Origin of the sequence: Photobacterium kagoshimensis (genome assembly GCF_050337045.1) — a bacterium.
GTDB lineage: Bacteria > Pseudomonadota > Gammaproteobacteria > Enterobacterales > Vibrionaceae > Photobacterium > Photobacterium kagoshimensis.
Genome location: NZ_JAKJSO010000014.1, coordinates 17,868 through 40,254 on the forward strand (window position 1 = coordinate 17,868; position 22,387 = coordinate 40,254).

Annotated in this window: 22 protein-coding genes; 12 read left to right on the top strand and 10 right to left on the bottom strand. The window is 42.3% G+C overall.

Features of this window, described 5'->3' with window-relative positions; all coding sequences use genetic code 11:
* The first annotated feature begins 203 nt into the window (after positions 1-203).
* The 4 genes from L4C35_RS12285 to L4C35_RS12300 all read left to right on the top strand — a co-directional run bounded on the left by L4C35_RS12285 (position 204) and on the right by L4C35_RS12300 (position 5,065).
* Positions 204-941 carry a metal ABC transporter ATP-binding protein gene (locus tag L4C35_RS12285; RefSeq protein WP_428463138.1) on the top strand — a complete coding sequence of 246 codons (738 nt, stop codon included), beginning with the start codon at positions 204-206 and terminating at the stop codon, positions 939-941.
* Positions 938-1,801 carry a metal ABC transporter permease gene (locus L4C35_RS12290; RefSeq protein ID WP_428463139.1) on the top strand — a complete coding sequence of 288 codons (864 nt, stop codon included), beginning with the start codon at positions 938-940 and terminating at the stop codon, positions 1,799-1,801. Before L4C35_RS12285 ends, L4C35_RS12290 begins: the two co-directional genes overlap by 4 nt.
* 16 nt (positions 1,802-1,817) lie before the next feature.
* On the top strand, positions 1,818-2,810 hold the full coding sequence (locus L4C35_RS12295) for a metal ABC transporter substrate-binding protein (protein ID WP_428463140.1): 993 nt from the start codon (positions 1,818-1,820) through the stop codon (positions 2,808-2,810).
* A 413-nt stretch (positions 2,811-3,223) separates the two neighbouring features.
* Positions 3,224-5,065 (top strand): methyl-accepting chemotaxis protein, encoded by a 1,842-nt coding sequence (locus L4C35_RS12300; RefSeq protein WP_428463141.1) that lies wholly within the window; start codon positions 3,224-3,226, stop codon positions 5,063-5,065.
* A 150-nt stretch (positions 5,066-5,215) separates the two neighbouring features.
* Here the strand turns inward: L4C35_RS12300 and L4C35_RS12305 are convergent, their stop codons facing one another.
* Positions 5,216-6,910, bottom strand: a complete 1,695-nt coding sequence (locus tag L4C35_RS12305; RefSeq protein ID WP_428463142.1) for an AMP-binding protein — start codon at positions 6,908-6,910, stop codon at positions 5,216-5,218.
* Positions 6,911-7,284: 374 nt separating this feature from the next.
* Between L4C35_RS12305 and L4C35_RS12310 the strand changes: the two genes are divergently transcribed.
* The 6 genes from L4C35_RS12310 to L4C35_RS12335 all read left to right on the top strand — a co-directional run bounded on the left by L4C35_RS12310 (position 7,285) and on the right by L4C35_RS12335 (position 14,098).
* The gene (locus L4C35_RS12310) at positions 7,285-8,031 is read left to right on the top strand and encodes a L,D-transpeptidase family protein (protein ID WP_428463143.1); all 747 of its coding nucleotides are present in this window, start codon (positions 7,285-7,287) and stop codon (positions 8,029-8,031) included.
* A 222-nt stretch (positions 8,032-8,253) separates the two neighbouring features.
* Positions 8,254-8,715, top strand: a complete 462-nt coding sequence (locus tag L4C35_RS12315) for a TetR/AcrR family transcriptional regulator (protein WP_428463144.1) — start codon at positions 8,254-8,256, stop codon at positions 8,713-8,715.
* A gap of 671 nt (positions 8,716-9,386) precedes the next feature.
* Positions 9,387-10,766, top strand: coding sequence for a TolC family protein (locus L4C35_RS12320; RefSeq protein ID WP_428463360.1), 1,380 nt, complete (start codon positions 9,387-9,389; stop codon positions 10,764-10,766).
* A gap of 2 nt (positions 10,767-10,768) precedes the next feature.
* Positions 10,769-11,749 (top strand): HlyD family secretion protein, encoded by a 981-nt coding sequence (locus tag L4C35_RS12325; RefSeq protein ID WP_428463145.1) that lies wholly within the window; start codon positions 10,769-10,771, stop codon positions 11,747-11,749.
* Position 11,750: 1 nt separating this feature from the next.
* Entirely contained in the window at positions 11,751-12,908 is a 1,158-nt protein-coding gene (locus L4C35_RS12330) for an ABC transporter permease (protein WP_428463146.1), read from the top strand.
* Entirely contained in the window at positions 12,905-14,098 is a 1,194-nt protein-coding gene (locus L4C35_RS12335; protein ID WP_428463147.1) for an ABC transporter permease, read from the top strand. Before L4C35_RS12330 ends, L4C35_RS12335 begins: the two co-directional genes overlap by 4 nt.
* A gap of 102 nt (positions 14,099-14,200) precedes the next feature.
* On the opposite strand, the gene L4C35_RS12340 is transcribed toward L4C35_RS12335, so the two are convergent.
* The 5 genes from L4C35_RS12340 to L4C35_RS12360 all read right to left on the bottom strand — a co-directional run bounded on the left by L4C35_RS12340 (position 14,201) and on the right by L4C35_RS12360 (position 17,546).
* On the bottom strand, positions 14,201-14,671 hold the full coding sequence (locus L4C35_RS12340; protein ID WP_428463148.1) for a CreA family protein: 471 nt from the start codon (positions 14,669-14,671) through the stop codon (positions 14,201-14,203).
* A 121-nt stretch (positions 14,672-14,792) separates the two neighbouring features.
* Positions 14,793-15,836, bottom strand: a complete 1,044-nt coding sequence (locus L4C35_RS12345) for a hypothetical protein (RefSeq protein WP_428463149.1) — start codon at positions 15,834-15,836, stop codon at positions 14,793-14,795.
* A gap of 117 nt (positions 15,837-15,953) precedes the next feature.
* Positions 15,954-16,382 (bottom strand): META domain-containing protein, encoded by a 429-nt coding sequence (locus L4C35_RS12350; protein ID WP_428463150.1) that lies wholly within the window; start codon positions 16,380-16,382, stop codon positions 15,954-15,956.
* A 151-nt stretch (positions 16,383-16,533) separates the two neighbouring features.
* Complete coding sequence (locus tag L4C35_RS12355; RefSeq protein WP_428463151.1) at positions 16,534-16,875, bottom strand: hypothetical protein; 342 nt, start codon at positions 16,873-16,875, stop codon at positions 16,534-16,536.
* Between the two features lie 116 nt (positions 16,876-16,991).
* Positions 16,992-17,546 (bottom strand): cysteine-rich CWC family protein, encoded by a 555-nt coding sequence (locus L4C35_RS12360; protein WP_428463152.1) that lies wholly within the window; start codon positions 17,544-17,546, stop codon positions 16,992-16,994.
* Here L4C35_RS12360 and L4C35_RS12365 point away from each other — a divergent pair.
* On the top strand, positions 17,470-18,012 hold the full coding sequence (locus L4C35_RS12365; RefSeq protein ID WP_428463153.1) for a hypothetical protein: 543 nt from the start codon (positions 17,470-17,472) through the stop codon (positions 18,010-18,012). The genes L4C35_RS12360 and L4C35_RS12365 overlap by 77 nt on opposite strands.
* Before the next feature lie 35 nt (positions 18,013-18,047).
* Here the strand turns inward: L4C35_RS12365 and L4C35_RS12370 are convergent, their stop codons facing one another.
* Complete coding sequence (locus L4C35_RS12370) at positions 18,048-18,356, bottom strand: transthyretin-like family protein (RefSeq protein ID WP_428463154.1); 309 nt, start codon at positions 18,354-18,356, stop codon at positions 18,048-18,050.
* A gap of 574 nt (positions 18,357-18,930) precedes the next feature.
* On the opposite strand from L4C35_RS12370, the gene L4C35_RS12375 reads away from it, so the two are divergent.
* Positions 18,931-19,422, top strand: coding sequence for a GNAT family N-acetyltransferase (locus L4C35_RS12375; protein WP_428463155.1), 492 nt, complete (start codon positions 18,931-18,933; stop codon positions 19,420-19,422).
* 56 nt (positions 19,423-19,478) lie between these two features.
* On the opposite strand, the gene L4C35_RS12380 is transcribed toward L4C35_RS12375, so the two are convergent.
* From L4C35_RS12380 to L4C35_RS12390, 3 genes are all read right to left on the bottom strand, one after another.
* Positions 19,479-20,033 (bottom strand): GNAT family N-acetyltransferase, encoded by a 555-nt coding sequence (locus L4C35_RS12380; RefSeq protein WP_428463156.1) that lies wholly within the window; start codon positions 20,031-20,033, stop codon positions 19,479-19,481.
* Positions 20,034-20,320: 287 nt separating this feature from the next.
* Positions 20,321-20,764: an SRPBCC family protein gene (locus tag L4C35_RS12385; RefSeq protein ID WP_428463157.1), complete on the bottom strand. Its 444-nt coding sequence runs from the start codon at positions 20,762-20,764 to the stop codon at positions 20,321-20,323.
* Between the two features lie 987 nt (positions 20,765-21,751).
* Positions 21,752-22,321 (bottom strand): hypothetical protein, encoded by a 570-nt coding sequence (locus tag L4C35_RS12390; protein WP_428463158.1) that lies wholly within the window; start codon positions 22,319-22,321, stop codon positions 21,752-21,754.
* Between the last annotated feature and the right edge of the window lie 66 nt (positions 22,322-22,387).

The following is a 22,387-nucleotide window of genomic DNA, read 5'->3' on the forward strand; positions in this document are numbered from 1 at the left end:
AGTTAATAGCAGTGGAAAGTAGTGAGTCATGAAACAAAGTAAATTCCCTCCTAATGTCGATAGTGAGTGTAATGATATAACATTGCATCGCTTTGGTGTATCGCTATTATTAACCAGCGTACCTGTCCGCCTTATTGCCGCTCTTGTTGCTATAGCTGCTTTGTGGCTTATGCTGTCATTTCTAATTTGATGGGCTTAACTAGATGATATCCATAAAAAATATATCAGTTCGTTACCGAGATGAACTGGCGCTATCTGATGTGTCGGCCACAATCGAAGAAGGGGAACTTCTGGCGATCGTGGGCCCAAATGGTGCAGGTAAGTCGACGTTACTAAAAACCATCATGGATCAGATTAAGCCAAGTGAAGGTGTTATCTCACTTGGGCAGCATAGCCTAAAAGATGTGGCGTATTTACCGCAGAGCAGCCAAATTGATAAGCAGTTTCCTATCACGGTACGTGAATTTGTGGCTGCAGGCGCATGGCGACGTTTAAGTTTTTGGCGAGCTTTTAATCGTCAAGAAAGTGCTCGAATTTACCAAGCGCTAGAAACTGTTGGCTTGTTAGGGATGGAAGAACGTCAAATCAGTGAGCTATCTGGCGGGCAGTTTCAACGTATGCTATTTGCTCGCATGTTAGTGCAAGACGCAGATATCTTGCTGCTCGATGAGCCTTTTAATGCGATTGACGCGCAAACTATTGAAGACTTAATGCAAGTGATCCGCAGTTGCCAGCAAGCAGGTAAAACGGTCATTGCTGTTATTCATGATCTTGGTTTAGTGCAACGATACTTTCCGCAAGTGATGCTAGTAGCAACCCAAATGATTGCTAAAGGCGAGGTACATATCGCCTTATCTCCAACCAATTTGATTGCTGCGGGATACCAACATTTAGCGCAATCTCCAATTGAACTATCTACGAATAAAAGCCAAGTCGCATGAGTCCTGATTTCTATACATTATTTATTGAGCCTTTTTCAGATTTTTCCTTTATGCAGCGAGCACTATGGGGCTGTGTTGTATTGAGCTTGAGTGCTACACCGATCGGGGTCTTTCTGACTCTACGCAGAATGAGCTTAACGGGTGATGCCATGGCACACGCGATTTTACCGGGGGCCGCGATTGGTTTTTTGATTTCAGGCTTGTCGGTGTCTGCGATGACCATTGGTGGTGTTGTTGCTGGGTGTATTGTTGCGGTGTTAGCGGGCATTGTTGCACGGCATTCTCATGCCGAAGAAGACTCTAGTATGGCCGCGTTTTACTTGTTGTCATTAGCAACGGGCGTGCTGATTATTTCTTCCAAAGGGAGCAATGTTGATCTCTTGCATGTCCTTTTTGGTTCCACATTAGCACTAAACGATGAAGCCCTAATTTTACTGACTTCGATTGCAACCATTTCGATCTTGATGTTGGCCATTTTGTATCGCCCGATTGTGATGGAATGTGTTGATCCGGCCTTTTTCCGAACAGTCAGTAAATTAAGCTCTGTTGCGCATTACAGCTTTTTACTCTTGGTTGTGTTGAACCTAGTGGCTGGTTTCCATGCTTTAGGCACCTTAATGGCGGTGGGTTTAATGATTTTACCTGCCGCAATTGCACGTTTTTGGACGGCTCGTTTGGGCATCATGCTGGTTATTGCCTTTGTTGCCTCTGTAGTGAGCTGTTACTTCGGTCTGTTTTTATCGTATCACGCAAGTTTGGCAACTAGCCCTGCGATTGTGTTGGTACTGGGTGGAATGTATATCGTGTCGTTATTGATAGGGCGACATGGCGGCTTATTGCTGAAGCAATTTGCAAATTAATCAAAAGGGGAAATAAATGTCTAAAGCAACTTTCGCAGTTTCTATGATTGCGCTTGGGCTTGGTTGTAGTTCAGCAGTAATGGCCGATACAAAAGTTCCTGTTGTTACCAGTTTTTCGGTGTTGGGTGATCTTGTTCAGCAAGTGGGTGGCGATCATGTTGCTATTACCAACTTAGTAAAAGCAAATGGTGATGCACATGTATATAACCCAGCGCCTATGGACGCAAAGGCAATTGCATCTGCACAATTAGTTGTGATGAATGGGCTTGAATTTGAAGGTTGGATGCCTCGCTTGTTAGAGTCATCGAACTTTAAGGGTAATAAAGTATTAGCGGCTGACGGTATCGATACAATTAAAGGCCATAGTTGCTCTTGTGGTGGACACGGCCATCATGATGACCATGACCATGACCATGACCATGACCATGACCATGACCATGACCATGACCATGACCATGACCATGACCACGATCATGCGCATGGTGAATTTGACCCGCATTCATGGCACAGCATTAAGAACGTTAAAGTGTATGTGAAAAATATCGAGCAAGGTCTAACGAAAGTTGATCCCAATAACGCTGAAGATTACCAGCGTAATGCAGCCAACTATATTCAACAGCTTGATAAGTTAGATGTTGAGTTACATAAGAAAGTGGCATTAATTCCTGAAGATAAACGTAAGGTGATTACTCCGCATGCCGCATTTGCGTATATGGCGCGAGATTATAATATTGATTTTCATGCGCCTCAGGGCACAAGCACAGAATCAGAAGCGAGCGCTGGTGATGTTGCTAAAATTATTAAACAAATTCGCAGTGAAGGTATTAAAGCCGTATTTGTTGAAAATATCTCTGATAACCGTCTGATTGAACAAATCAGCCGTGAAACTGATGCTAAGATCGGTGGTCAGTTATATTCAGATGCGCTTTCTGAGCCTACAGGTCCTGCGCCGACGTATTTGAAGATGATGGAATACAATATTGATACGATTGTAGACGCTCTGAAGTAAGTATTAATGACGTAAATAGAGAGCTCTATTTTCTCGATAATTGAAAGCCAACCAAATCTGATGGTTGGCTTTTTTCGTTTTAATTTGGCATTTATTACATGAACGCTGATAGCTGTGGTTATTGGCGAATGTTAAACCATGTTGTTAGGTGTTTGTATGCAAAAGCACCGGTGGCTGGGCTTGTAAAATGCTAAATGCCATGGTGTAAGTAAAAAACTTTTGCAGGTATTTTTTTATTATCATGTTGATTTTATTTGTGTTAATTGGTCTCTTTGGGCTGTGCTAGCATAGAGTTACTTCTTTTTTATGACAGCGTATTTTTAGTCATGTATATTAGCTCAAAAATCAAGTTTGATGTCATACGGCTTTGTGTGATTTCGGCAGTATAAATAAATTAACGTATTAGGTTTCTAATGAAAATTCGTAGCAAGTTAACCCTTTTAAGTACAGGGCCTGCATGTCTGGTATTGTTTCTTTTTGGGCTATCTATTTTCTCTGTTTTTCGTGTACTCGATATGACCACGCAAATCAGTGTAGCAAAAGAACTTGAAATATCTCTTTTGAATTTACGCCGTTACGAAAAGGACTTCATGATTCGTCGTGATCAAGTCTCTATCGATAAATTTAATCAGCAAGCGAGTCACTTCAGAGATTTAAACGACACTTTAAAAGTTGCGGCTGAGTCAATCGGTTTTGATATTACCCCTGTGATCGAAATGGATCGTGAAGTCGAGCAATATGTAGCGGCTTTTTTGAAAATGTCTGATATGTACAATCAATTGGGGCATGAAGAGTCTGCCACGGGCCTAGTGCCTAAAATTATTGATACGACAGAGCACTTGTCGGTACACCTTCACCAAGAAGAAGCACTTGTTGCTTATATTGAACTGACTAACTTAGTGCGTGATGTTGCTAATAAGTTCTCATCAGAAAAACTTGCTCGCGTTAACCAAATCAGTACTGTGATTATGGCGGAGCTAACTGAAAACGCAGACCGCGATGGTTTGCAAGATTTAGCATCGCTACTAGAGCAATTAACGCAGGCCGAAAGACTGTCGAATACGATTGGGGTTACATCTAAAGATGGTCTACGTGGTCAAACACGAAGTGCAGCGCATAGCATTGAATCGAAATTTGATGGTATTGCACATGATATATTTGATGAAGTAGATTCAGACTTGGATACTTTGCTTTATCTCGCGAGTATTTTTGCATTTATCGCGATCAGTGGTTTATTGATCATCAGTGAGTTAACCAAGCGTAACGTCATTCGCCGTATCGAAGGGCTACAGAAAATGATGGAAAATGTCGATCACCGCAATGATCTGACGCTGCGAGCTCCAATCGAGACAGATGATGAAATCGGCAGTATGTCGACCAGTATCAATACTACGCTAGATAAACTGCATACCTTCATGCGTGAAGTTCAGCAGGTGAGTCACACCGTTAATGATGAAGCGGTCAGCATTCGTGACCGAAGCACTCAAGCGGAAGATGATTTAAATATGCAGCAAGCAGAGACTGAAATGGTCGTAACTGCTGTTACTGAAATGTCTGCAACCATCAATGAAATTGCTGAAACAACCGGCAACGCTGCACGTAATGCTGAAACAGCGCAAGGTACAGCGCGTAGTGGCTTGGATGAAGTTGTTAACACCCGCAATGTTATCAATATGCTTTCATCTTCATTATCTTCAACCAACCAACTGGTTGACGAGCTCTCTACAGCTTCGAACAATATTGGTGCCGTGATGAATGTGATCGGTGATATTGCTGAGCAAACAAACTTATTGGCACTGAATGCGGCAATTGAAGCTGCACGAGCGGGTGATCAAGGACGTGGTTTTGCGGTTGTTGCTGATGAAGTACGTACCTTAGCGCAGCGAACACAGCACTCGACAGCTGAAATTAGCCAAATTATTGAAACCCTACAATCGAAAACGAATCAGGTTGTTACCAACATTTCTGATTGCCAAGGGCACAGCAGCGATAGCGTGTCACAAGCGGAGTCTGCGGAAGAAAGGCTAACGCAAATTATGGCCGACATTGAGCTTATTCTTGATTCAAGCACGCAGATTGCAGCCGCTGTTGAAGAGCAAAGCCAAGTGACTAATGAAGTATCGCAGAACTTAAATAATATTAGCGAAGTGGTACATAAAAGTGTTGGTTCTGCACAGGAAAATACAACAACTAGCATGCAATTAAGCGCAAGTTCAGAGCAATTGAAAACCGCGGTTGATCGCTTTGTTGTTTAAGGCGGCTGCCAAGTTTAGTGATGACAGTATGCGTAAAGCATAAAGAAAAAGGCGTAACCAGCTTCTAGGGAATTAGAAGTTCGGTTACGCCTTTTTGCTATTGATGATTAGTTCATTGCTCTGTTGCTCCATGGGAGCCGTTGAAAGGTATTATTCTTCCCACTGCACTAGCTGACCCTTAGGCCATTCATTACCAATATCTTGGTAGCGCTTTTCTAGGATATGGCGCTTAATTTTCAGTGTTGGCGTTAAAATACCGTTTTCAATCGACCACGGTTCTTTAATCATTAACACACCTTTTATCTTTGCGTGAGATTCAAGTTCTTGGTTGATGGTATCGATGACATGGTGCACTTTTTTCTCGTAGCGCTTGCGATCAAAGTTCGGGAATTCGTGTGGAATGGCTAATAAGACAGGTGCAGGCATGCCCGAACCGATTAAGCACATCATTTCGACGTTACTTAACTCGAATAGGCGTTTTTCAATAGGTACTGGCGAAACAAATTTACCTTTCGCTGTTTTAAAGGTGTCTTTTTTACGGCCTTCAATTGTGATGTAACCTTCGTCATCAACGGAGCCAATATCGCCCGTGTGCAGCCATCCATCCTGATCAAAACATTCTTTACTGGCTTCTTCATTTTTGTAGTAGCCAGAGAATAGCCCTTCACTACGGACCAGAATTTCTTCATCTGCGGCAATCTTAATTTCAACGCCAGGTCCTGGGTTACCGACAGAGCCAATTTTGTCACTTCGGAATGGGTGGTTAAGCGTACTGTAGGCAAAGGATTCCGTCATTCCCCATGCTTCTGTAATATTCAGCCCAATGCGTTCGTACCAACGCAGCAATGCTGGCGAAACAGGGGCTGAGCCACAACCAAGGACTCGCGCTTTATCTAGGCCGAGCCCATCCGCTAATTTGCGCTTAATAACCCCTGAAATGAAAGGGATCTTAAGTAAGAAGTCGAGTTTTCGTTGCGGTAGTTTATCTTGAATACGTTGTTGGAACAGGGTCCATAAACGAGGTACTGAGATAAATAAGGTTGGTCGATGCATTTTTACATCATCGATAAAAGTATCGAGTGATTCAGGGAAAGCAACTTGCATACCTGCCATCACGGAAGAACCGAAGATATACACACGCTCAGTGATATGTGCCAGCGGTAAGTAGGAAAACAAGCGCTCACCATCTTGCATACCGATATGGTCGATTAGTCGTTGTGATGACCACGCGAATGCGCCGTAGCTGAGCATCGCGCCTTTTGGTAATCCTGATGTACCTGAGGTGTATACAATAGACATGAGATCGTCATTTTCATAACTTGGACGTTCAGTCGATGGTTCGTGTTGCTCTATGAGTGTATTAAACTGGTATTGGCACTTTGGTGTACTGTCGTAGTTAAAACCTATGGTAATAAGATCTGGCAGATCAGCACAGACTGATTCAATGGCCTTACTGTCGTCAAGCTTACCAATCAGCAATACTTTTGATTCACTGTGTGTAACGCAATGCTCAATTGTCTCAGCCCCCGCAGTTGGGAAAACGGGGACACTAATATAGCTACCTAACATCATCGCTAAGTCACAAATAAACCATTCAGCACAGTTTTTAGAAGCAAGAGCGACACGGTCTCCCGGTTGGATACCTAAGTCTCGTAGCGCACTAACAAGTCTTAGTGCTTTATCTGCAACGTCAGCATAAGAGTAATCAACAAATTTGCGATTGATAATTTGACGAAGGTAAATTTCATCCGCTCGCTCTTCTGCCCACTTCAAAATCATTTCATGGGGTAGAGGTTGAAGCATAGTGGTTTCCTTTAAACGATCCGCAGAAAGAGGTAAGGTCATACAAATTCATCCTTGTTTTGTTGCGCTCTTGTTAAATCTAATATGATAGAAACTGGTCGGTCAAGTTAATTATAGGAGCCACTTGCCAGAAAAATGTAAAAATAATGTTTAATATGAGGATAAGTTGCTATTTTGAGAATTGACTAATAAAAGTGAATTTTCTTTTCACTAACTGCCTTTTTTAGCGACATTTTGCAGGTTATTAGGTGGTCTTTTCTAATTAATCGTTAAGTCATCGGTATGGCTATTGTTTTCTATATGCGAAGAACGATATTTCTTGGCTTTTGGTGCATTTAACGTGCTACTGGGGGTGTAATACACTCTGATTCGCTGGAGTCTTAGCTAACTTTGTCGGTGGTAATCAGTCTTTGTTCATGAAGTGCAGCAAACTGAAGGGGACGACTGAAATGGGGCTATATCGGTTTATGGTTGGGAGTATCTTCGTCTGCGCGTCTTGGGCGTGTAGCGCAAATTATTCCACATCAATATATCAAGATTATCCACCGCATGGACAACGTACGGTAGATGATGTTCGTAACCGTTATTCACCTATTATTGTTCCTCGTTTAACCCGTCTGTTTGCGGCGTCTGGCATTAGCTATCCACCCGAAAGATTAGGATTATTTGCAATAAAAGAAGACGCAGCTTTAGAGTTGTGGGCTAAACAAGGAGGAGCTTGGAGCTATATTAAACGCTATGTAGTCAAAAAGCAGAGTGGTGTACTGGGCCCCAAGTTGCGCGAAGGTGATAAGCAAGTACCCGAAGGTATATACCGAGTGATCGGACTTAACCCGAATAGTCGTTTCCATTTGTCGATGAAATTGAATTATCCGAACCATTTTGATCTTCAACATGCACAAAAGGAACAGCGCCATCAGCCTGGTTCGAATATTTTTATTCACGGACGTGCATCATCAGTCGGTTGTTTAGCGATGGGAGATGTTGCGATTGAAGAGCTATTTATTGCGGTTGAAACTGTTGGGGTCGAAAATGTTGATGTGGTCATTTCACCGACTGATCCACGTAAGGGACCATTAATTGCGACAAGTGAACTTCCATATTGGACTACGAATCTTTACCGTAATATAGAAGAAGCTGCTGAAAAGTTTGGACGACAATAAGAAAAAGTCAAAAAATCGATTTTTAGGTTTGTGATAAAACTCGAAATTTTGTTTTTGCATTTTTAGTTTTCGTCAATGTTGTTTGAATCCAAGTAAAAAAAGCGAGCAGAATACTGGTTAACGGAATAGCATTTTGTAATACTAAACAGATAACAGCGATATAAATATCAACTAATCAGCAAACTGCATGATTAGGCAAATACACTTTTAGAGTCATTCAATATGCCAAAGCGTAGTAAAGAAGATACCGAAATCACAATTCAGACCATTATGGACGCTGTTGTTGATCAGCTGCTGACATTAGGTTATGACAAAATGTCTTACACCACGTTAAGTAAGCAGACAGGCATTTCCCGTACTGGCATTAGCCACCACTTTCCAAAAAAATCTGACTTTGCCAATGCAATGGATGGACGGATTTTTAAATTGTTTATTGAAAAGCTGGAATTGGACAGTGATCTTGATGCGTTTATCGCAAGTTGGGTCGCTGCGTTAGATGATGAAAAATTCTTAGCAATTCTACGCTTACTTTTCCACCACATTGTAACGGCAGAAAGCTCAAATGAATTTGCGATGCGTGGGATAGAGCGCTTATACCAACTTTGCCATGATCGTTTTGGCGAGGCTAGTATCAAAGAACTTGAATGGCTGTTTGGTAAATCATTAATTTCTATGGCTAAATAGTCTGCGTCGTGATAAGAGCGGTTCACCTAGGTGAGCCGTTTTTTTTGTTTTGAACAGCATGAACCTGAGTGGGTATGACGAGGTAACGGCTCGTCGTATTTTGCTAGTGTGATCTTAATCACAAAAGATAAACGGGCATGTGTTCTGTAATTATATCGAATGCTATTCTTTATCTTGTAATGGTTCTTTGCAATAGGGATATTGCTAATTAGGCTTAATTGACGTTAGGCGGGTAGATACCCGCCATTTTTTTGCCTGTTATATAGTGCCATCTACCAATACAGTGCCATCAGTATCAAACTGGCGTTAACCGCCTCAACCTTTCTCTATTATCTCGTCTTGCCAAAGCACTCGTATACCAGCTTGAGAATATACCTTCTTTATGTGCTTGTGGTTTCATAGCTTATGACTTAGCGGTTTAACACCGATAGGTAACATGTTGCATTTGATTGGGTTGTTGCCCTTGTTTAAAAATAAAACATCATGCATTTATATGTATCAACAGGTGTTAGCGACGGTTAGAAGCGTTATCATGTTACCTTATCAATAAGCATTTTGTTTAATATCGAATGTTTTAGCATGATTTATAAATTCAAGATTGAACTTCATAGAGTAAATGCTCTAAAATGATGTTGAATTGTTCAAAAGACAAAGACCTATAAGGGTTAATGATGAAAATGAAGCCTATTGTCGCATTAGTCAGCATCTTGCTTAGTGTGACGAATGTGCATGCAGCACCTGTAAGTTTTAATGATGCGTGGCGAACTGTTGTTGAAAGCAGTGATGCACTAGCGGCTGAACGTGCGAATATTGATCGTACCCAGTATATGCAAGATGCGGCAAGTGACTTAAACCTGCCTAAAATTACCATGTCTGCCAATTACACCCGCTTAGATAAAGCGGTAGAAATAAAGCCTTCTGATCTTGCTGCGAGTACGCCAATTGGCAGTCAAGGTGGCATGATTGCCGATCTTGCCGATAGTTTATTTACCTCGCAACTCACTAAGCGTGATGTGTTTACGAGCTCAATTCGCGCTATTTGGCCTATTTTTACTGGTGGGCGCATCGATGCCGCACAAGATATAGCGAAAAGCCAGAAAGACGAAGCAAAGTACATGCTGGCTATGAAGCAGCAGGCCAAATTCGAAGATTTATCGAAATTTTATTTTGGGGTTGTGCTAACAAAGCACGTTCTTCAAACGCGCATCGATGTCGAGCAAGGGCTGAAGAAGCATTTACATCACGCTAAGAAATTAGAGCAGCAAGGGCAAATTGCAAAAGTAGAGCGTTTGCAAGCTGAAGCTTCTTACGACAAAGCTCGCGTCGAGCGTCAGAAAGCAGCACGTGATTATGAAATATCCCAAGTTGCTTTGACTAAACTGCTAAAACTCTCAAGCCCAGCGGATTTATCAACGGGTCTATTTACCAATGAATCGCTGCCTCCTATGAGTGCTTTCCTTGAGAAAACACTGACTGAGTACCCAGGCTTACATATTCTTGATTCCAAGAAAAAACAAGCCAGCGGTGTGATTGATATCGAAAAAGGCAAGTATTACCCAGAAGTGTACTTATACGGTAACTACAGCCTGCATGAAGACGATACGTTAGCGGCAAAAACAGCGCCAGATTGGGCGGTTGGCGTTGGAGTGAATATTGCTCTGTTCGATAATTCAGGCCGCTCTGGCAAAGTAAAAGCAGCGCGTAGCACTGTGGATCAGGTCGGTTACTTACGCCGCCAAGCAGAACAAGATTTGTCGGTGCTGGTTGAAAAGACATACCGTGAAGCACAACAAGCGCTGGAAGAATTTAATAGCTTGAAATCAAGTATCGCATTAGCACAAGAAAATGTTCGCTTACGTGATAAGGCATTTAGCCAAGGTTTATCAACATCACTGGAAGTGGTGGATGCCGAAATGTATTTGGCTGGTGTGAAAACACAGCGTCTTGCTGCGGCATACCAATATGTAATCTCACTCTCTCGCTTACTGGCAGTGAGTGGTGAAATGAATAGCTTTAATCAGTACCAACAATATAAAGGTTTAGAGGTTTAGTCATGAGTAAGTATAAGTCTTTTGCTGCAATCATTCCGGCAGCTGCATTAGTAGGCTGGCTTGGCTACACCTTCTGGCAAGCATACCTACCTCAGCCAGAACGCCTTCAAGGGCAAATCGAAGCTCAGCAGTACAATATTTCATCGAAAGTACCGGGTCGAGTTGATCAGGTTTTGGTTAAAAAAGGTGAAGAAGTAGAACGTGGCCAGCTTATTTTTACACTACTAAGCCCTGAGCTAGACGCAAAACTAGAGCAAGCACGTGCAGGTCAAGAAGCGGCGGGTGCGATGGCTGAACAAGCTGAAAAAGGCGCACGTAGTCAAGAAATTGCAGCAGCGTATGATCAATGGCAGAAAGCTAAGGCGGCATCAAGCTTGATGGAAAAAACCTATAAGCGTGTTGATAACTTATACCGCGATGGGGTGATTGCTGAGCAAAAACGTGATGAGGCTTATACGCAATGGCAAGCAGCTCGCTACACAGAACGTGCAGCATTCCAGATGGCAGAGATGGCCAAAGAAGGTGCTCGTGTTGAAACCAAACGTGCTGCTGTTGAACAAGCACGAATGGCGGCTGGCGCCGTTGCTGAAGTAGAAGCATATGCAGCTGATACGCGTGTAGAAAGCTGGCATCGTGGTGAAGTCAGTCAAATTCTTCTGCGTTCTGGCGAGCTTGCTCCACAAGGTTTCCCTGTGGTTAGCATTGTTGACATGGATGATGCTTGGGCTGTTTTCAATGTACGTGAAGATAGCCTCAAAGATTACCGTGAAGGCCAAACATTCAATGCTGTGATCCCTGCATTAGGCGATGAGAGTCATGCGTTTATGGTCAGCCATGTGTCGGTGATGGGTGATTTTGCAACCTGGCGTGCAACAGATACGGCGAAAGGCTTTGATATGCGCACTTTTGAAGTTGAAGCACGCCCTGTAGAACCAATTGAAGGTTTACGGGTAGGTATGAGCATTTTAGTAGAGCAGGAGTAATATGTTCCGTTCGCAACTAATACGAGAGTGGCATATTTGGCGTTCAGAGGCGTGGTTAAAGGCCATGACGCTCTGGATCCCTGCGGTGCTGTTTGTCGTCGTGTGGGCGATTTTCTCAGGGGGAATTGCCCGCGACCTTTCTATCGGTGTGGTTGATCTTGACCATAGCCGTATGTCGCGTCAGCTAACTCGCTACTATGATGCAAGCCCTGCTTTAGCCGTTACAGCTCAGTTTACAACGGTAGAGAAGGGCAGTGCGGCATTACGAAGTGGGGATATTTACGCGCTGGTTGTATTACCCGCAAAGTTAGAAGAAAACGCGATGCTGGGGCGTTCTCCGCAAGTAACAGCGTTTTATAACAGCCAATTTATTTTGGTGGGTAAGCTGGTTAACTCCGCACTGCTTCAAGCGCAAGGTACCTTTACCGCGGGAGTAGACACGCTAAAGAACATGGTTGGAGGCAGCCCTGTGCCTTTGCAAGCACTAGGGCAAGCCGTGCCAATCAGAAGTCAAATTACGCCCTTGTATAACACCAGCAGTGATTATGGTCAGTTTTTGGTGTCAGCCGCTATTCCTGCCATGTGGCAAATTATCATGGTGGCGACCACAGTACTGGCGATGGCTGCTGAGCTACGTCAGCAGGGGGTACAAGCATGGTTAGCCAATGCACCGCTGCGTAATCTTGCGGCTAAGCTACTACCTTATACGGGGCTGTTTTGGCTACAAGGTGCCGTCTTTATGGTTGGCATGTACTTGTGGCAAGCATGGCCAATGCATGGCAGTTGGGGAATTGTACTATTTGCACAATTACTGACGGTTGTGGCTTGCCAAGCTATTGGGGCGTTACTGTTCTTAGTCACGTTAGATCCAACGCGCGCGATGAGTATGGTCGCAGGTTTTACTGCGCCCGCATTTGCTTTTATGGGGATCACTTTCCCTGCGAGTGATATGCCGCTATTAGCGCAAATTTGGCGCTCACTCTTGCCGATCAGTCACTACATTGAAGTACAGGTGATGCAAGTGAGTTATGGCGCGACATTGTTAACATGCTTACCTAAATTAGCGGGTATTTTCGCTTTTTGGGTGGTACTGATTTTGGTGGGATTGAAAGGGCGAGCGATAGCCAATAGCCAGCAATTAAGTGAGGTGAAGTCATGAGTTGGCGTACGCTAATAAAGTTTGAGCTGAACGCTATTTTTACCAATCCAGCATTACTGTTTACGGTATTTGGTGGGGTGTTGATTTATTCATTTCTGTACCCGCTGCCGTATTCACAGCAGTTACCGCGCGAACAGCTTGTAACGGTTGTTAATCACGATCAAAGCCAGATCAGCCGTGAGTTGATCCGTATGATAGATGCAACACCGCAAGTCAAAGTGCAGCAATCTGCACGTTCTATTGATGAAGCTAAAACGCAACTTGAAGCTGGTGAGGTGCATGGTTTATTGGTGATCCCTGAGAACTTTAACCGCGACTTATTACTTGGTAAAAGCCCTGTTCTGGCCTATGCGGGCGATGCATCCTACTTTTTAGTGTATGGCACTATTGTAGAAGGAATGGCAACGGTTGGCGGTACACTCGGCGCTAAATTGAAAGTGGCACGTATGGTGATGTCGGGTGATAACATCGCCTTAGCTGCTGATCAGTTCTCGGCAATTAAACTCAATACGAAGCCTGTTTTTAACCCTTCAATGGGTTACATCAATTACGTTGTGCCTGCTGTCTTTGTGCTGATTTTGCACCAAACATTGCTTATTGCTGTTGCTATGTTAGGCGGTGGTCAAAACGAATATCGTTTGCAAGGCGGTACGGGGTATTGGTTACGTTACCCAGCATGGAAAATCATCATAGTACGTGGCTTATTGATGATGACGATTTACCTGCCATTAACCGCGTACTATTTCGGGTATAGCTTTGAATCGTTAGGCATTAGTCGACTGGCGTCAATCGGTGATCTATTGGCAATGACGGTGCCTTTCTTACTGGCGGTTATTTTTGCTGGTATGGTGATAGGGCAGTTGATTCCACGCCGTGAATTGGCAACGGTTATCGTGCTTATTAGCTCAATTCCTTTGATTTTCACAGCAGGCTTTATTTGGCCACCTTCTGCCATTCCTGATGTGTTAAATCACTTAGCACAAATTGCACCTGCGACGCCCGCTATAAATGGGTTTGTACGTTTGAATCAAATGGGCGCAACGTTTGAGCAAGTGATTGGCTGGTGGGGACAATTATGGCTACAAGTGGTGGTGTTTGGTTGCCTTGCATCTTGGTTGATGACGCGCGCGCAAAAAGCGTCTGTTCAGCAACAGGTAGTCGCGACAGTGACTATAGATAACCAGTCATAGCGCTGCGTATCGCGTATCAAAAAGGCCGCAGTCTTAATGAATACCATTCTGGGTAAGTCATTAAGATTGCGGCCTTTTTATTGATGCTGCTTTTATACTTGGCTATGACGCTGGCGTGGCAGGCTGAACATAAGCCTTCGTGCCCCATAGCGGTACAGTAGACAAGCTATGCTTGAAGCTGCCTTCTGTCTCTTTGGTTGTGTAAGACAAGTAAAGTAATGTTTGGTTCTCGGCATCGTAAATGCGTCGAACTTTCATTGATTTGAAGAAGATGCTTTTAGATTGTTTAAACACCACTTCACCAGATTTACTCTTATCAATTCGAGCGAGCATTTCAGGTGTGATATCACCCGTCTGACGACAAGAAATAGAGCTATCACTTGGGTCGGAAAGGCTTAAATTAGCTTCAACAGAGGCAATATGGCAGGTCACTCCAGGGATCTTTTCATCATCCAAGTTTGAGATTTTGATGTCTTTCATGGTGAACATACCTAAACTCACATCACCAACTTCATTTTTATCACAGCCGCTTAATAAGGTTGCGAGTGCTGCTGCAATTAAAACTTTTTTCATAGAGTGATCCTCATAGCTATTTTAAGCAAGTAGTTGTATCCATCATACTCGAAGTTTGAATAGAGACTAAACAGTGAAGCTAAATATTTCAGTTATTTAGTGCGATATAAGCGTAAACAGCCTATTTGTTTTCTGTTTTCGTACCTAGTTGCCAGAGCTTTTCTGCATGACTGCCAATAAACCAGAAGCTCAACGCGAGAATGGCAAAAAAGATGGTCTTATGTGCGGTATCCCAAAAATACTCAAAAAAGCGTGTATAAAGGTTAATCAACAGGAAAGTCATACCGAAACTACGACACAGGCTATCTGCATAGTGGATACCCATGTAAAGAACGGCTGCACAAATACTGGTTGATAAGATAGCCCAGTGAATCAGTTCGATTTGCTTCACGCTCGACCATGCGCTGGCACTACTATAATTGCCAAAAATAGACAGTAGCCATAATCCAAATAAGAAAAAGAGCAGCCCTATAAACTGGGTAGAATCTTTGAGAGGCTGTGAACGGATAAAGCGATGGCATTGCAGGCTCATTAGCGCAATAAAGCCACCAACGATGGTAAACCGCATTGGGTGATTCATGCCAAGGAAGTAATCGGAAAAACCTGAAATTTCAGTGGTTTCTAGCTGTATCCAAGCGACAAAGCTTAATAAAGCGAAAATCCAGATAAGTACAGAAGAAAGTCGAATACCAAGCACAGCATAAATGACGGTGAGTAACAGCAATAATGTGGCATCGTCTACATGTGTAAACATGGTTGTTTGCCCCAAAATACCAACTGATACCGCACTCATTAATACCCCGAAAAAGAAAATCGCTTCGTTACTGATTGTCTTTGAGGGATGGGTGAATCGTCGTCTTACCCCTGCATAATAGCAAAGGGCGGCAATAACCGCTGTGGTGCCACACATGACACTGGCAGGGGCATCGAAAATATTAGCAAGCAGTGCTAGCAGATAGTCATCAGCCAACAACACTCCCACCGAGATAATGAAACAGCTGATAGCAATCCAAAAGGAGTACACCGCTAATAAACGCCAGTCAAAGCCTGCCACTTCAATCGATTGGGTGAGTTTAGTGGCTTGCTCTGGTGAAATTTGATCCTCGCGTTTCCACTCGTCGATAGCAGAGAGGAGGACTTTAGCTTTGCGTTTATTGAGTTTCATATCTACCTATCAAAGCATCAGACGATAAACTTGCAGTTACCGTCTTGTCGTCAGTATATTGTGACTAAATGATGCCGTGAGAAACAGCGCATTGCAACAAATAAAAAATGATGTTTTTTATTTCTCATCGCCTTCAGGAATGTCTTCAGGCATAAATGTCAGGATATGTTGGTCAGATGTGAGTGTTAGTGTGTCATTCTCTAATGAAACGGTATTATCTTTTTGCAGTGAGGTTGTTACGAGCGCTTCAAGCGTCGCTTGATCATCTTGAATACACGCCATTTTGGTGGAGCCCATCGCGGTGACCTTCAGGTTATTCTCCGTTAGCTCTATTTGGCCAAAAAAGCGATTGCAGCCGCTAAAGCCAGCGATTTTAAGATCTGAATCAATCGCCATATTGGGGGTAATACGCGGTTCGGTGGTTTGCAGGTCTTTACCGTCGACTTTAGTCAGTACCCAGCTTTGTTTGAGGTCATCTTGGGTGAAGCCGACTTGGGCTTTTTTCTCACAGCCCGATATACCAATAATAACGAAAATTATAGGCAAGATAACCTTACTTGAATGCGTAAAGATAGCCTTGTATTTTGAGGTTTTTTCTAGACCAAACATTGTACATACTCTCTATTATTAAACCTAGTTGAAGCATAGACCAAAACCAGTCAAATGAGTGTAAGTACTTGATGTAATGGAGCGACGATTAACTTACGCCACGGCCAAAAAAGTTGATCTCACCTTGGCGAGAGCGAAAGCCTGCATCTTTGTCTGCTTGGTACTGATGCATCGCCGATTCCGCTTCGCAATAGCTTTGATTGTTATTAAAGACTTCTCGTGCCGCATCAATAACACGTTCCGCATCACGACGTGCGTCTGGCTCTGCTGAGCTATTACTAAATACCATTTGCTTAGTAACGATCAATTTCTCTAGTGCCTTCATGCAAATTATTTCGTTGTCAGGTAGCGCCTTTACAGGAGAAGAGGCGAGCGCTGAGCTTGAAGAGCAGAGTAGCAAAAGGAAGAAAATATGACGGCTAAAAGACATAATGAACACTGTTTTAGTAAAGGTGCACGCATTATAGTGGATGCATCATTCTAAGCCAAACGACTTTGTGATCTTTTTAACTAAAAAGTAAACGTTTAGTTTGTTTTATCTGCTATTTAGTCAACTTTAATGGGAAGGTTTGATAAGCAACTTCTACAAAGGCAGTTAACGCTTTTAATACTACTGGTGTCTCTTTGGGTAATTTCATAGCACCAACAATGACTTTCACCCGCTGTAATTTCGCAATAGGCGGGCTGACCACATAATTGGCAAGTATGTGTCGTGTTGATACGCTGAACTTGAGCCATTTTTTCATCACGTTGTTCATCCGTTAAATGACGCCATTGTTGAATTTCAGTTATCGTTCGATGGCATCCAATACAGATACCGTCATTACTTTTACATATCCCAATACACGGCGTTTTCATAGTACAGCTCTTAAGGCAATGGTTATGGCGGTAAATAGTAGCGAGATTGTATCTGGAGTCAATCTCGAGAGAGTATCTCCTGCCATACTTAGAGGGGCTGGTGGAGCAAGTGGTTAGATGAGTAGTGAAATGCAACTCAAAGAGTAGAGTGAAGAAGGGGTGAGCGATGACATTAAGGTGGCAAATACCCACATGGTCTGTGGTTGCAACGGGCTTATTGATGAATATTGTATCGGCACTCATGACAAATTTTTACATTGAGGACGAAGTGCAAGCGGCAAACGTATTAATTCAGCAGCAGATCAGCAACGATAAATTAATAGCGCTAACCTGGCAGCAAGTCGAAGCCATTGATCGAAAACGTGAACACCTAGTAACGCTGATGGTTATAAGTGAAGCAAATCATCATCATATTTCGCCCTATTTAGCTCAATTTGTTATTGATGATATTCAAGCCTGGCTAGGAGAGCCCGTAGATAAAATAACCAAAGAAGCATTGCCTAATATAATGGAAAAGCTAACTAATCTTCAATCATCACAACGCGATAAAATAAATCAACTTTATATTGATAACTTAGCATTAATTGATTACCAAGTTGATAAAGCAAAAAATATTTCCATGTTGAAAAGCTTAGCGTTATTTTTACAAATAATAGGTTTAGGCTTAGTGCTTGCGAGAGATTTAAATCGAAAGGATTATGATAAATAAGCCCCTGTTTAATGTTATAAACAGGGGCAATTTTGCTATTTATTAGTAGAGTGGAAAGCGAAACGAGATGATTTTTTACCGCTTTCTGTTGTTGCATGGTATTTAATTGAACGCGAGCTTTCTAATGTTAATGGAATAAATACACGGCCACGTTCATCGGTTGTGTATGAATCTTTCTGCTGTGGTACATTCGCGACGGAGACCTTGGCATTAGCCGCAGGTTGGCCATTTTCAGTAATGGTCACCCATGCACCATTGTGGGTATCTGCAACTCTGATATCAGCAAAAGCAGACGAAGACATCAAAAGTACAGCAGTTGCAGCGATTACTTTTAAGCTAGACATAATTTTACCTCATCCATTGTTGGTGTTTTCTTGTTGTTTTGTGGAACTTCACAATCAACATATAAGACCGATATCTTTTACGATTTATTGCAAAATTCCATGCTTATTTATCAAAAGCTATATATTCAGTGGCTTACTACCGTTTGCAAATATAAAAAATTAAATGTACAACAAGCTAGATCTTTATGTTGAATAAACTGTTCAATTATTGTTTTGGCTTTCACTTTTACATTCACTGAGTATTAACGCGTTAAGACCTTGTTTAGATCATAAGGAGCACTAATTAACAAGAGTATAGGTGAATGGGGGGCACGGGTTATAACTCTTAGTTTGCTATTTATTCTCGCTAATAATAAAGATATCAATAGTGGGTTTGGTTAGCTTGAACAAAGAGGCGCTTAGTTTGATAACGAGACAAGGTTGCCCGAATACAACATGTTTGGATTTGGTATTAACTTGTTATTATTTAATGAATTGCAGTTGATCTTCTATGCTTTTGTTGTCATCTTCGAAGAACCCTAGCAATCAAAAAATTGTTAGTGGCGGTTATGTAGAATGACAAGGAAGCGAAGTAATGATTGAAGTGAGACCAACGGAACAGACAGACATAGAGCAAATTCGCAATTTGTATGCCGGAGCGAAAGCACAAGCGGGAACTTTACAACTCCCACTTCCTTCACTGGCGATGTGGCAAAAACGCCTGACAGATATGCCGAATAATGTTCATAGCTTAGTCGCAGAATTAGATGGCCGTATCGTTGGTCAACTGGGGATGATGGTAGAGGAAAATCCCCGTCGTAAACACGTGGCGAGTGTGGGGATGGCAGTGCATGATGATTTTCAGGGGCAAGGGGTGGGTTCGACAATTCTTGCGGCAGCGGTAGACTTGGCAGAGAACTGGCTGAATATTCGCAGAATTGAGCTGACAGTATATACCGATAATGAAGCGGGCATCGCACTTTACAAAAAACTAGGTTTTGTTGAAGAGGGGCTTGCGACTCAATTCGCATTCCGAAATGGCGAGTACGTTGATGCGCTTTACATGGCAAAGGTTAAGCGTATTTAACCATCATCGCTGAGTGTGGTACCACATAGCAGGTGCCACATAATTTTGATGCAGTATTAAGTCGCGCTGCATGTCATTTCATCTGCGGTTTTCATTTCGTAATAATCGAGATCTTCGGTTAATCGGTTTACCCTGAGCGCGCCATTTTTCCTCATCACATGTTTCATGCCTATTTTTTTCATGACTTTGCCAGGTGCAGCTTCACGGCTTAAATGGCGCGAATATATTTTCTCTAATTCTAATTTCTTAAAGGCAAAATCAACTATTCGTTGAGCCGATTCGGTGCAATATCCTTTCCCCCAAAAAGGTACCCCAATCCAGTAGCCAAGCTGTGCGGTATGGTTATTAATATTATGCAGTCCGACACATCCAATAAGTTGGTGATTCGATTTAAGGGTAATGGCGTAAATGGCCGATTGCTGACTATGCCAACCAGCGACATGTTTACCGATCCATTGTCCAGCCATGCCATCATCGTAAGGGTGGGGGACATTAATCGTCCCATTAGCGATAAGGGGATCGCCCGCAAGCTTTTGGACTGTTAAAGCATCGGATAACTGGAATGGGCGCAAAATAAGGCGCTCGGTGGTTAATAGCGGCTGCTGCTTCATTAAAGAACTACCTTTCTGGGCTGAAAAAACATCAATGCAGTGTGTTGGGTGGTATGACTTGATTAAATCTTGTTCAACGAAGGATTCACACCGACTAGATCAAAAATATGACTAATAACATAGCTGTCTACAGGTTAGAAATAAGAGGTGACAAGCCGATGACAGTGCAGCAAGGGAAGGTAAAGGGAAGGCAAATAGAGTGATATGGCTTTTATGCAGCCAAATTTACGCACTGGTGTCGCTGACATTGGTGCCATTTAATAAATGGGTAAGCTAATCGTTGTTCTTCATACCTGCCATTTGGCTTCGCCGTGCTTGGCAAGTGTTTGTAGTGCTTTTTTAAGTTCTTGCTCAAGTACAAATTTGATGAGCCAGCCTGTGCCCTCGACCTTTGGCGTAAACATTATCCGGTAATGAATCAAGCTCTGCTTGGCATTCACACTTTGGATTTGGATCCAGCTGCCGTGTTCTTTAACTGGCCCACCTTGAATTATTTTATAGTGGAGGTGTTCATTTTCTTTGTAGTCTAGGATTTGCTCTTGATAGGTAAAAGGGCCTGTTGATACTTCGCGTACAGCACCAATACCATTCGATGTTGGGTTTCCTTTTTTGATCAGAGAGAAGTTAGCACGAAAGAATCGATCGAGGTTTTCATGATCAGCGAGTAGATCAAACAGGACTTTACGTGGGACTTTTGCCTTTTGTTCCAAGGTGATCTGATGAACACTCATAACTCACTCCTTTCATTAGCGGCCTATCAATGTTGCTATTGCTCAGAAGAAAGTGAATAGATAGGAAAATCCTTCTTTTATGTAGCTCTCCTAGAGCGCGGTAGCATCTAAATATCCATCATAAGTGTTGTATTGAAACTTTATACTGTCAAGGTTTAGAAAAAGTCGCTCATATCTGGTTTCACCAAGATTAGCAGGAATGCAAATGGAGCCTTGTTTGTTTTTTGAGCGTTAAAATAGGTTTTTATGCCGCTTTGGTATCCTGAGTTTACGCAAACGATTAAACAATATACAACATAGACTTACAGCCGTGTTTTGAACTACTTTTGCTAAGGTAAGATAAAAAAGATTGCTGTTTATCACATAAATTATTGCTAGATAAGGTTGCAACATGATAAAAAGCACCTTATATTAAATCGTATAAGTGTTAAACAGAGGTTGTAAAGTAAGTCGTAGGCGATATCCATTCATATTAATTCCTTCGAAATTCCTCCGTTACATTTATCGTTCTTTAACCCTCAGTATTGAATAAAACAAAACACTCAGTAGTTATTAACTAGCTGTCTGTTCTTATTGTTTAATGTGTTTAATACCTCAAGGGAAGCAAATGACGTTGTATTTATCCAATACGTAATATGTTTGTAATATTTACCTGCGTATAGTACAGCGAGTTAAGTGAGTAACCGGTATAAAGTTGTAATACCACCTACTCATAGTATTTATGAAGAGAGGTGCAAGATGAGAAATAGAAGCCGCAGACAATGGTTCTACCATCAATCACAAACAACAAGCGCTAAAAACAGCGCGAAGTAAGAAAAAATCTGACATCTTATCAACCACATAGGTTTCCTTATGTCAGATTATCTGTTTAGCCAGAAACATTAGAAATATGTTTCTGGCTAATAAAAATCCCTAATTACACCTGAAGTCATCACTATTTACTAATAACCTTTTATTTATCATTGGTAAGTAAACGTTTGCTTAACTTTATTGATAAATATTACCACCAATATTGATGCTTTCTGCCGTTTTCTTTATTTGTATTCCCCCTAAATAAACACTTCCCTTCACTGTTAGATACTCAGGAAGTTCTGTTATTTTCGTATGAGCAAGATATAAGTTTCCGCCTACGTAAAGATAGGGAGGGAGTTGCTTTATATTTGTGCCCATTAAACTTAAATCGCCAGTGACCTGTAGACCATTATTTAGTAGCTGAATATTTGAATGCGCTAAATTAATATAACCCTTAACTTTCAGCTTGCGAGGAAGTTGTGTGACTTGACTATAAGCGAGGTTGAGATTGCCGCCAACCGTTAACGACCGCGGTAATCGTGTAAGCTGGCTTTTCTCTAGGTTTAAGTTGCCTTTCACATTGAGAGGATCGGGGAGATCAAGCTGAACGCTGCTTGGTATACGAAGATTGCCGTACGAATCGCTGTAATTAAGAAGCTTAACATCTAACACGAACTGATTAGCATAAGCGTCAGGCTTGATAAGCAGTGCAATCACTAATGCTATTGTTGTTATTGGTTTTACACATTGTGTCAGGTTTTGCATCGGCATCGGCATAGGCATAATGTGTCGGGTAGCGGGTGTCGTACTGCATTATGCCAGAAATACATA

Bases quoted from the DNA above. Each gene is read 5' to 3' on its own strand.
- L4C35_RS12390 (WP_428463158.1), bottom strand. From the start codon at position 22,321: ATGCAAAACCTGACACAATGTGTAAAACCAATAACAACAATAGCATTA.
- L4C35_RS12340 (WP_428463148.1), bottom strand. From the start codon at position 14,671: ATGAAAAAAGTTTTAATTGCAGCAGCACTCGCAACCTTATTAAGCGGC.
- L4C35_RS12325 (WP_428463145.1), top strand. From the start codon at position 10,769: ATGAGTAAGTATAAGTCTTTTGCTGCAATCATTCCGGCAGCTGCATTA.
- L4C35_RS12335 (WP_428463147.1), top strand. From the start codon at position 12,905: ATGAGTTGGCGTACGCTAATAAAGTTTGAGCTGAACGCTATTTTTACC.
- L4C35_RS12370 (WP_428463154.1), bottom strand. From the start codon at position 18,356: ATGTCTAGCTTAAAAGTAATCGCTGCAACTGCTGTACTTTTGATGTCT.
- L4C35_RS12380 (WP_428463156.1), bottom strand. From the start codon at position 20,033: ATGAAGCAGCAGCCGCTATTAACCACCGAGCGCCTTATTTTGCGCCCA.
- L4C35_RS12375 (WP_428463155.1), top strand. From the start codon at position 18,931: ATGATTGAAGTGAGACCAACGGAACAGACAGACATAGAGCAAATTCGC.
- L4C35_RS12315 (WP_428463144.1), top strand. From the start codon at position 8,254: ATGCCAAAGCGTAGTAAAGAAGATACCGAAATCACAATTCAGACCATT.
- L4C35_RS12285 (WP_428463138.1), top strand. From the start codon at position 204: ATGATATCCATAAAAAATATATCAGTTCGTTACCGAGATGAACTGGCG.
- L4C35_RS12385 (WP_428463157.1), bottom strand. From the start codon at position 20,764: ATGAGTGTTCATCAGATCACCTTGGAACAAAAGGCAAAAGTCCCACGT.
- L4C35_RS12310 (WP_428463143.1), top strand. From the start codon at position 7,285: ATGAAGTGCAGCAAACTGAAGGGGACGACTGAAATGGGGCTATATCGG.
- L4C35_RS12290 (WP_428463139.1), top strand. From the start codon at position 938: ATGAGTCCTGATTTCTATACATTATTTATTGAGCCTTTTTCAGATTTT.
- L4C35_RS12330 (WP_428463146.1), top strand. From the start codon at position 11,751: ATGTTCCGTTCGCAACTAATACGAGAGTGGCATATTTGGCGTTCAGAG.
- L4C35_RS12320 (WP_428463360.1), top strand. From the start codon at position 9,387: ATGAAAATGAAGCCTATTGTCGCATTAGTCAGCATCTTGCTTAGTGTG.
- L4C35_RS12300 (WP_428463141.1), top strand. From the start codon at position 3,224: ATGAAAATTCGTAGCAAGTTAACCCTTTTAAGTACAGGGCCTGCATGT.
- L4C35_RS12305 (WP_428463142.1), bottom strand. From the start codon at position 6,910: ATGACCTTACCTCTTTCTGCGGATCGTTTAAAGGAAACCACTATGCTT.
- L4C35_RS12365 (WP_428463153.1), top strand. From the start codon at position 17,470: ATGACATTAAGGTGGCAAATACCCACATGGTCTGTGGTTGCAACGGGC.
- L4C35_RS12360 (WP_428463152.1), bottom strand. From the start codon at position 17,546: ATGAGTGCCGATACAATATTCATCAATAAGCCCGTTGCAACCACAGAC.
- L4C35_RS12295 (WP_428463140.1), top strand. From the start codon at position 1,818: ATGTCTAAAGCAACTTTCGCAGTTTCTATGATTGCGCTTGGGCTTGGT.
- L4C35_RS12345 (WP_428463149.1), bottom strand. From the start codon at position 15,836: ATGAAACTCAATAAACGCAAAGCTAAAGTCCTCCTCTCTGCTATCGAC.
- L4C35_RS12355 (WP_428463151.1), bottom strand. From the start codon at position 16,875: ATGTCTTTTAGCCGTCATATTTTCTTCCTTTTGCTACTCTGCTCTTCA.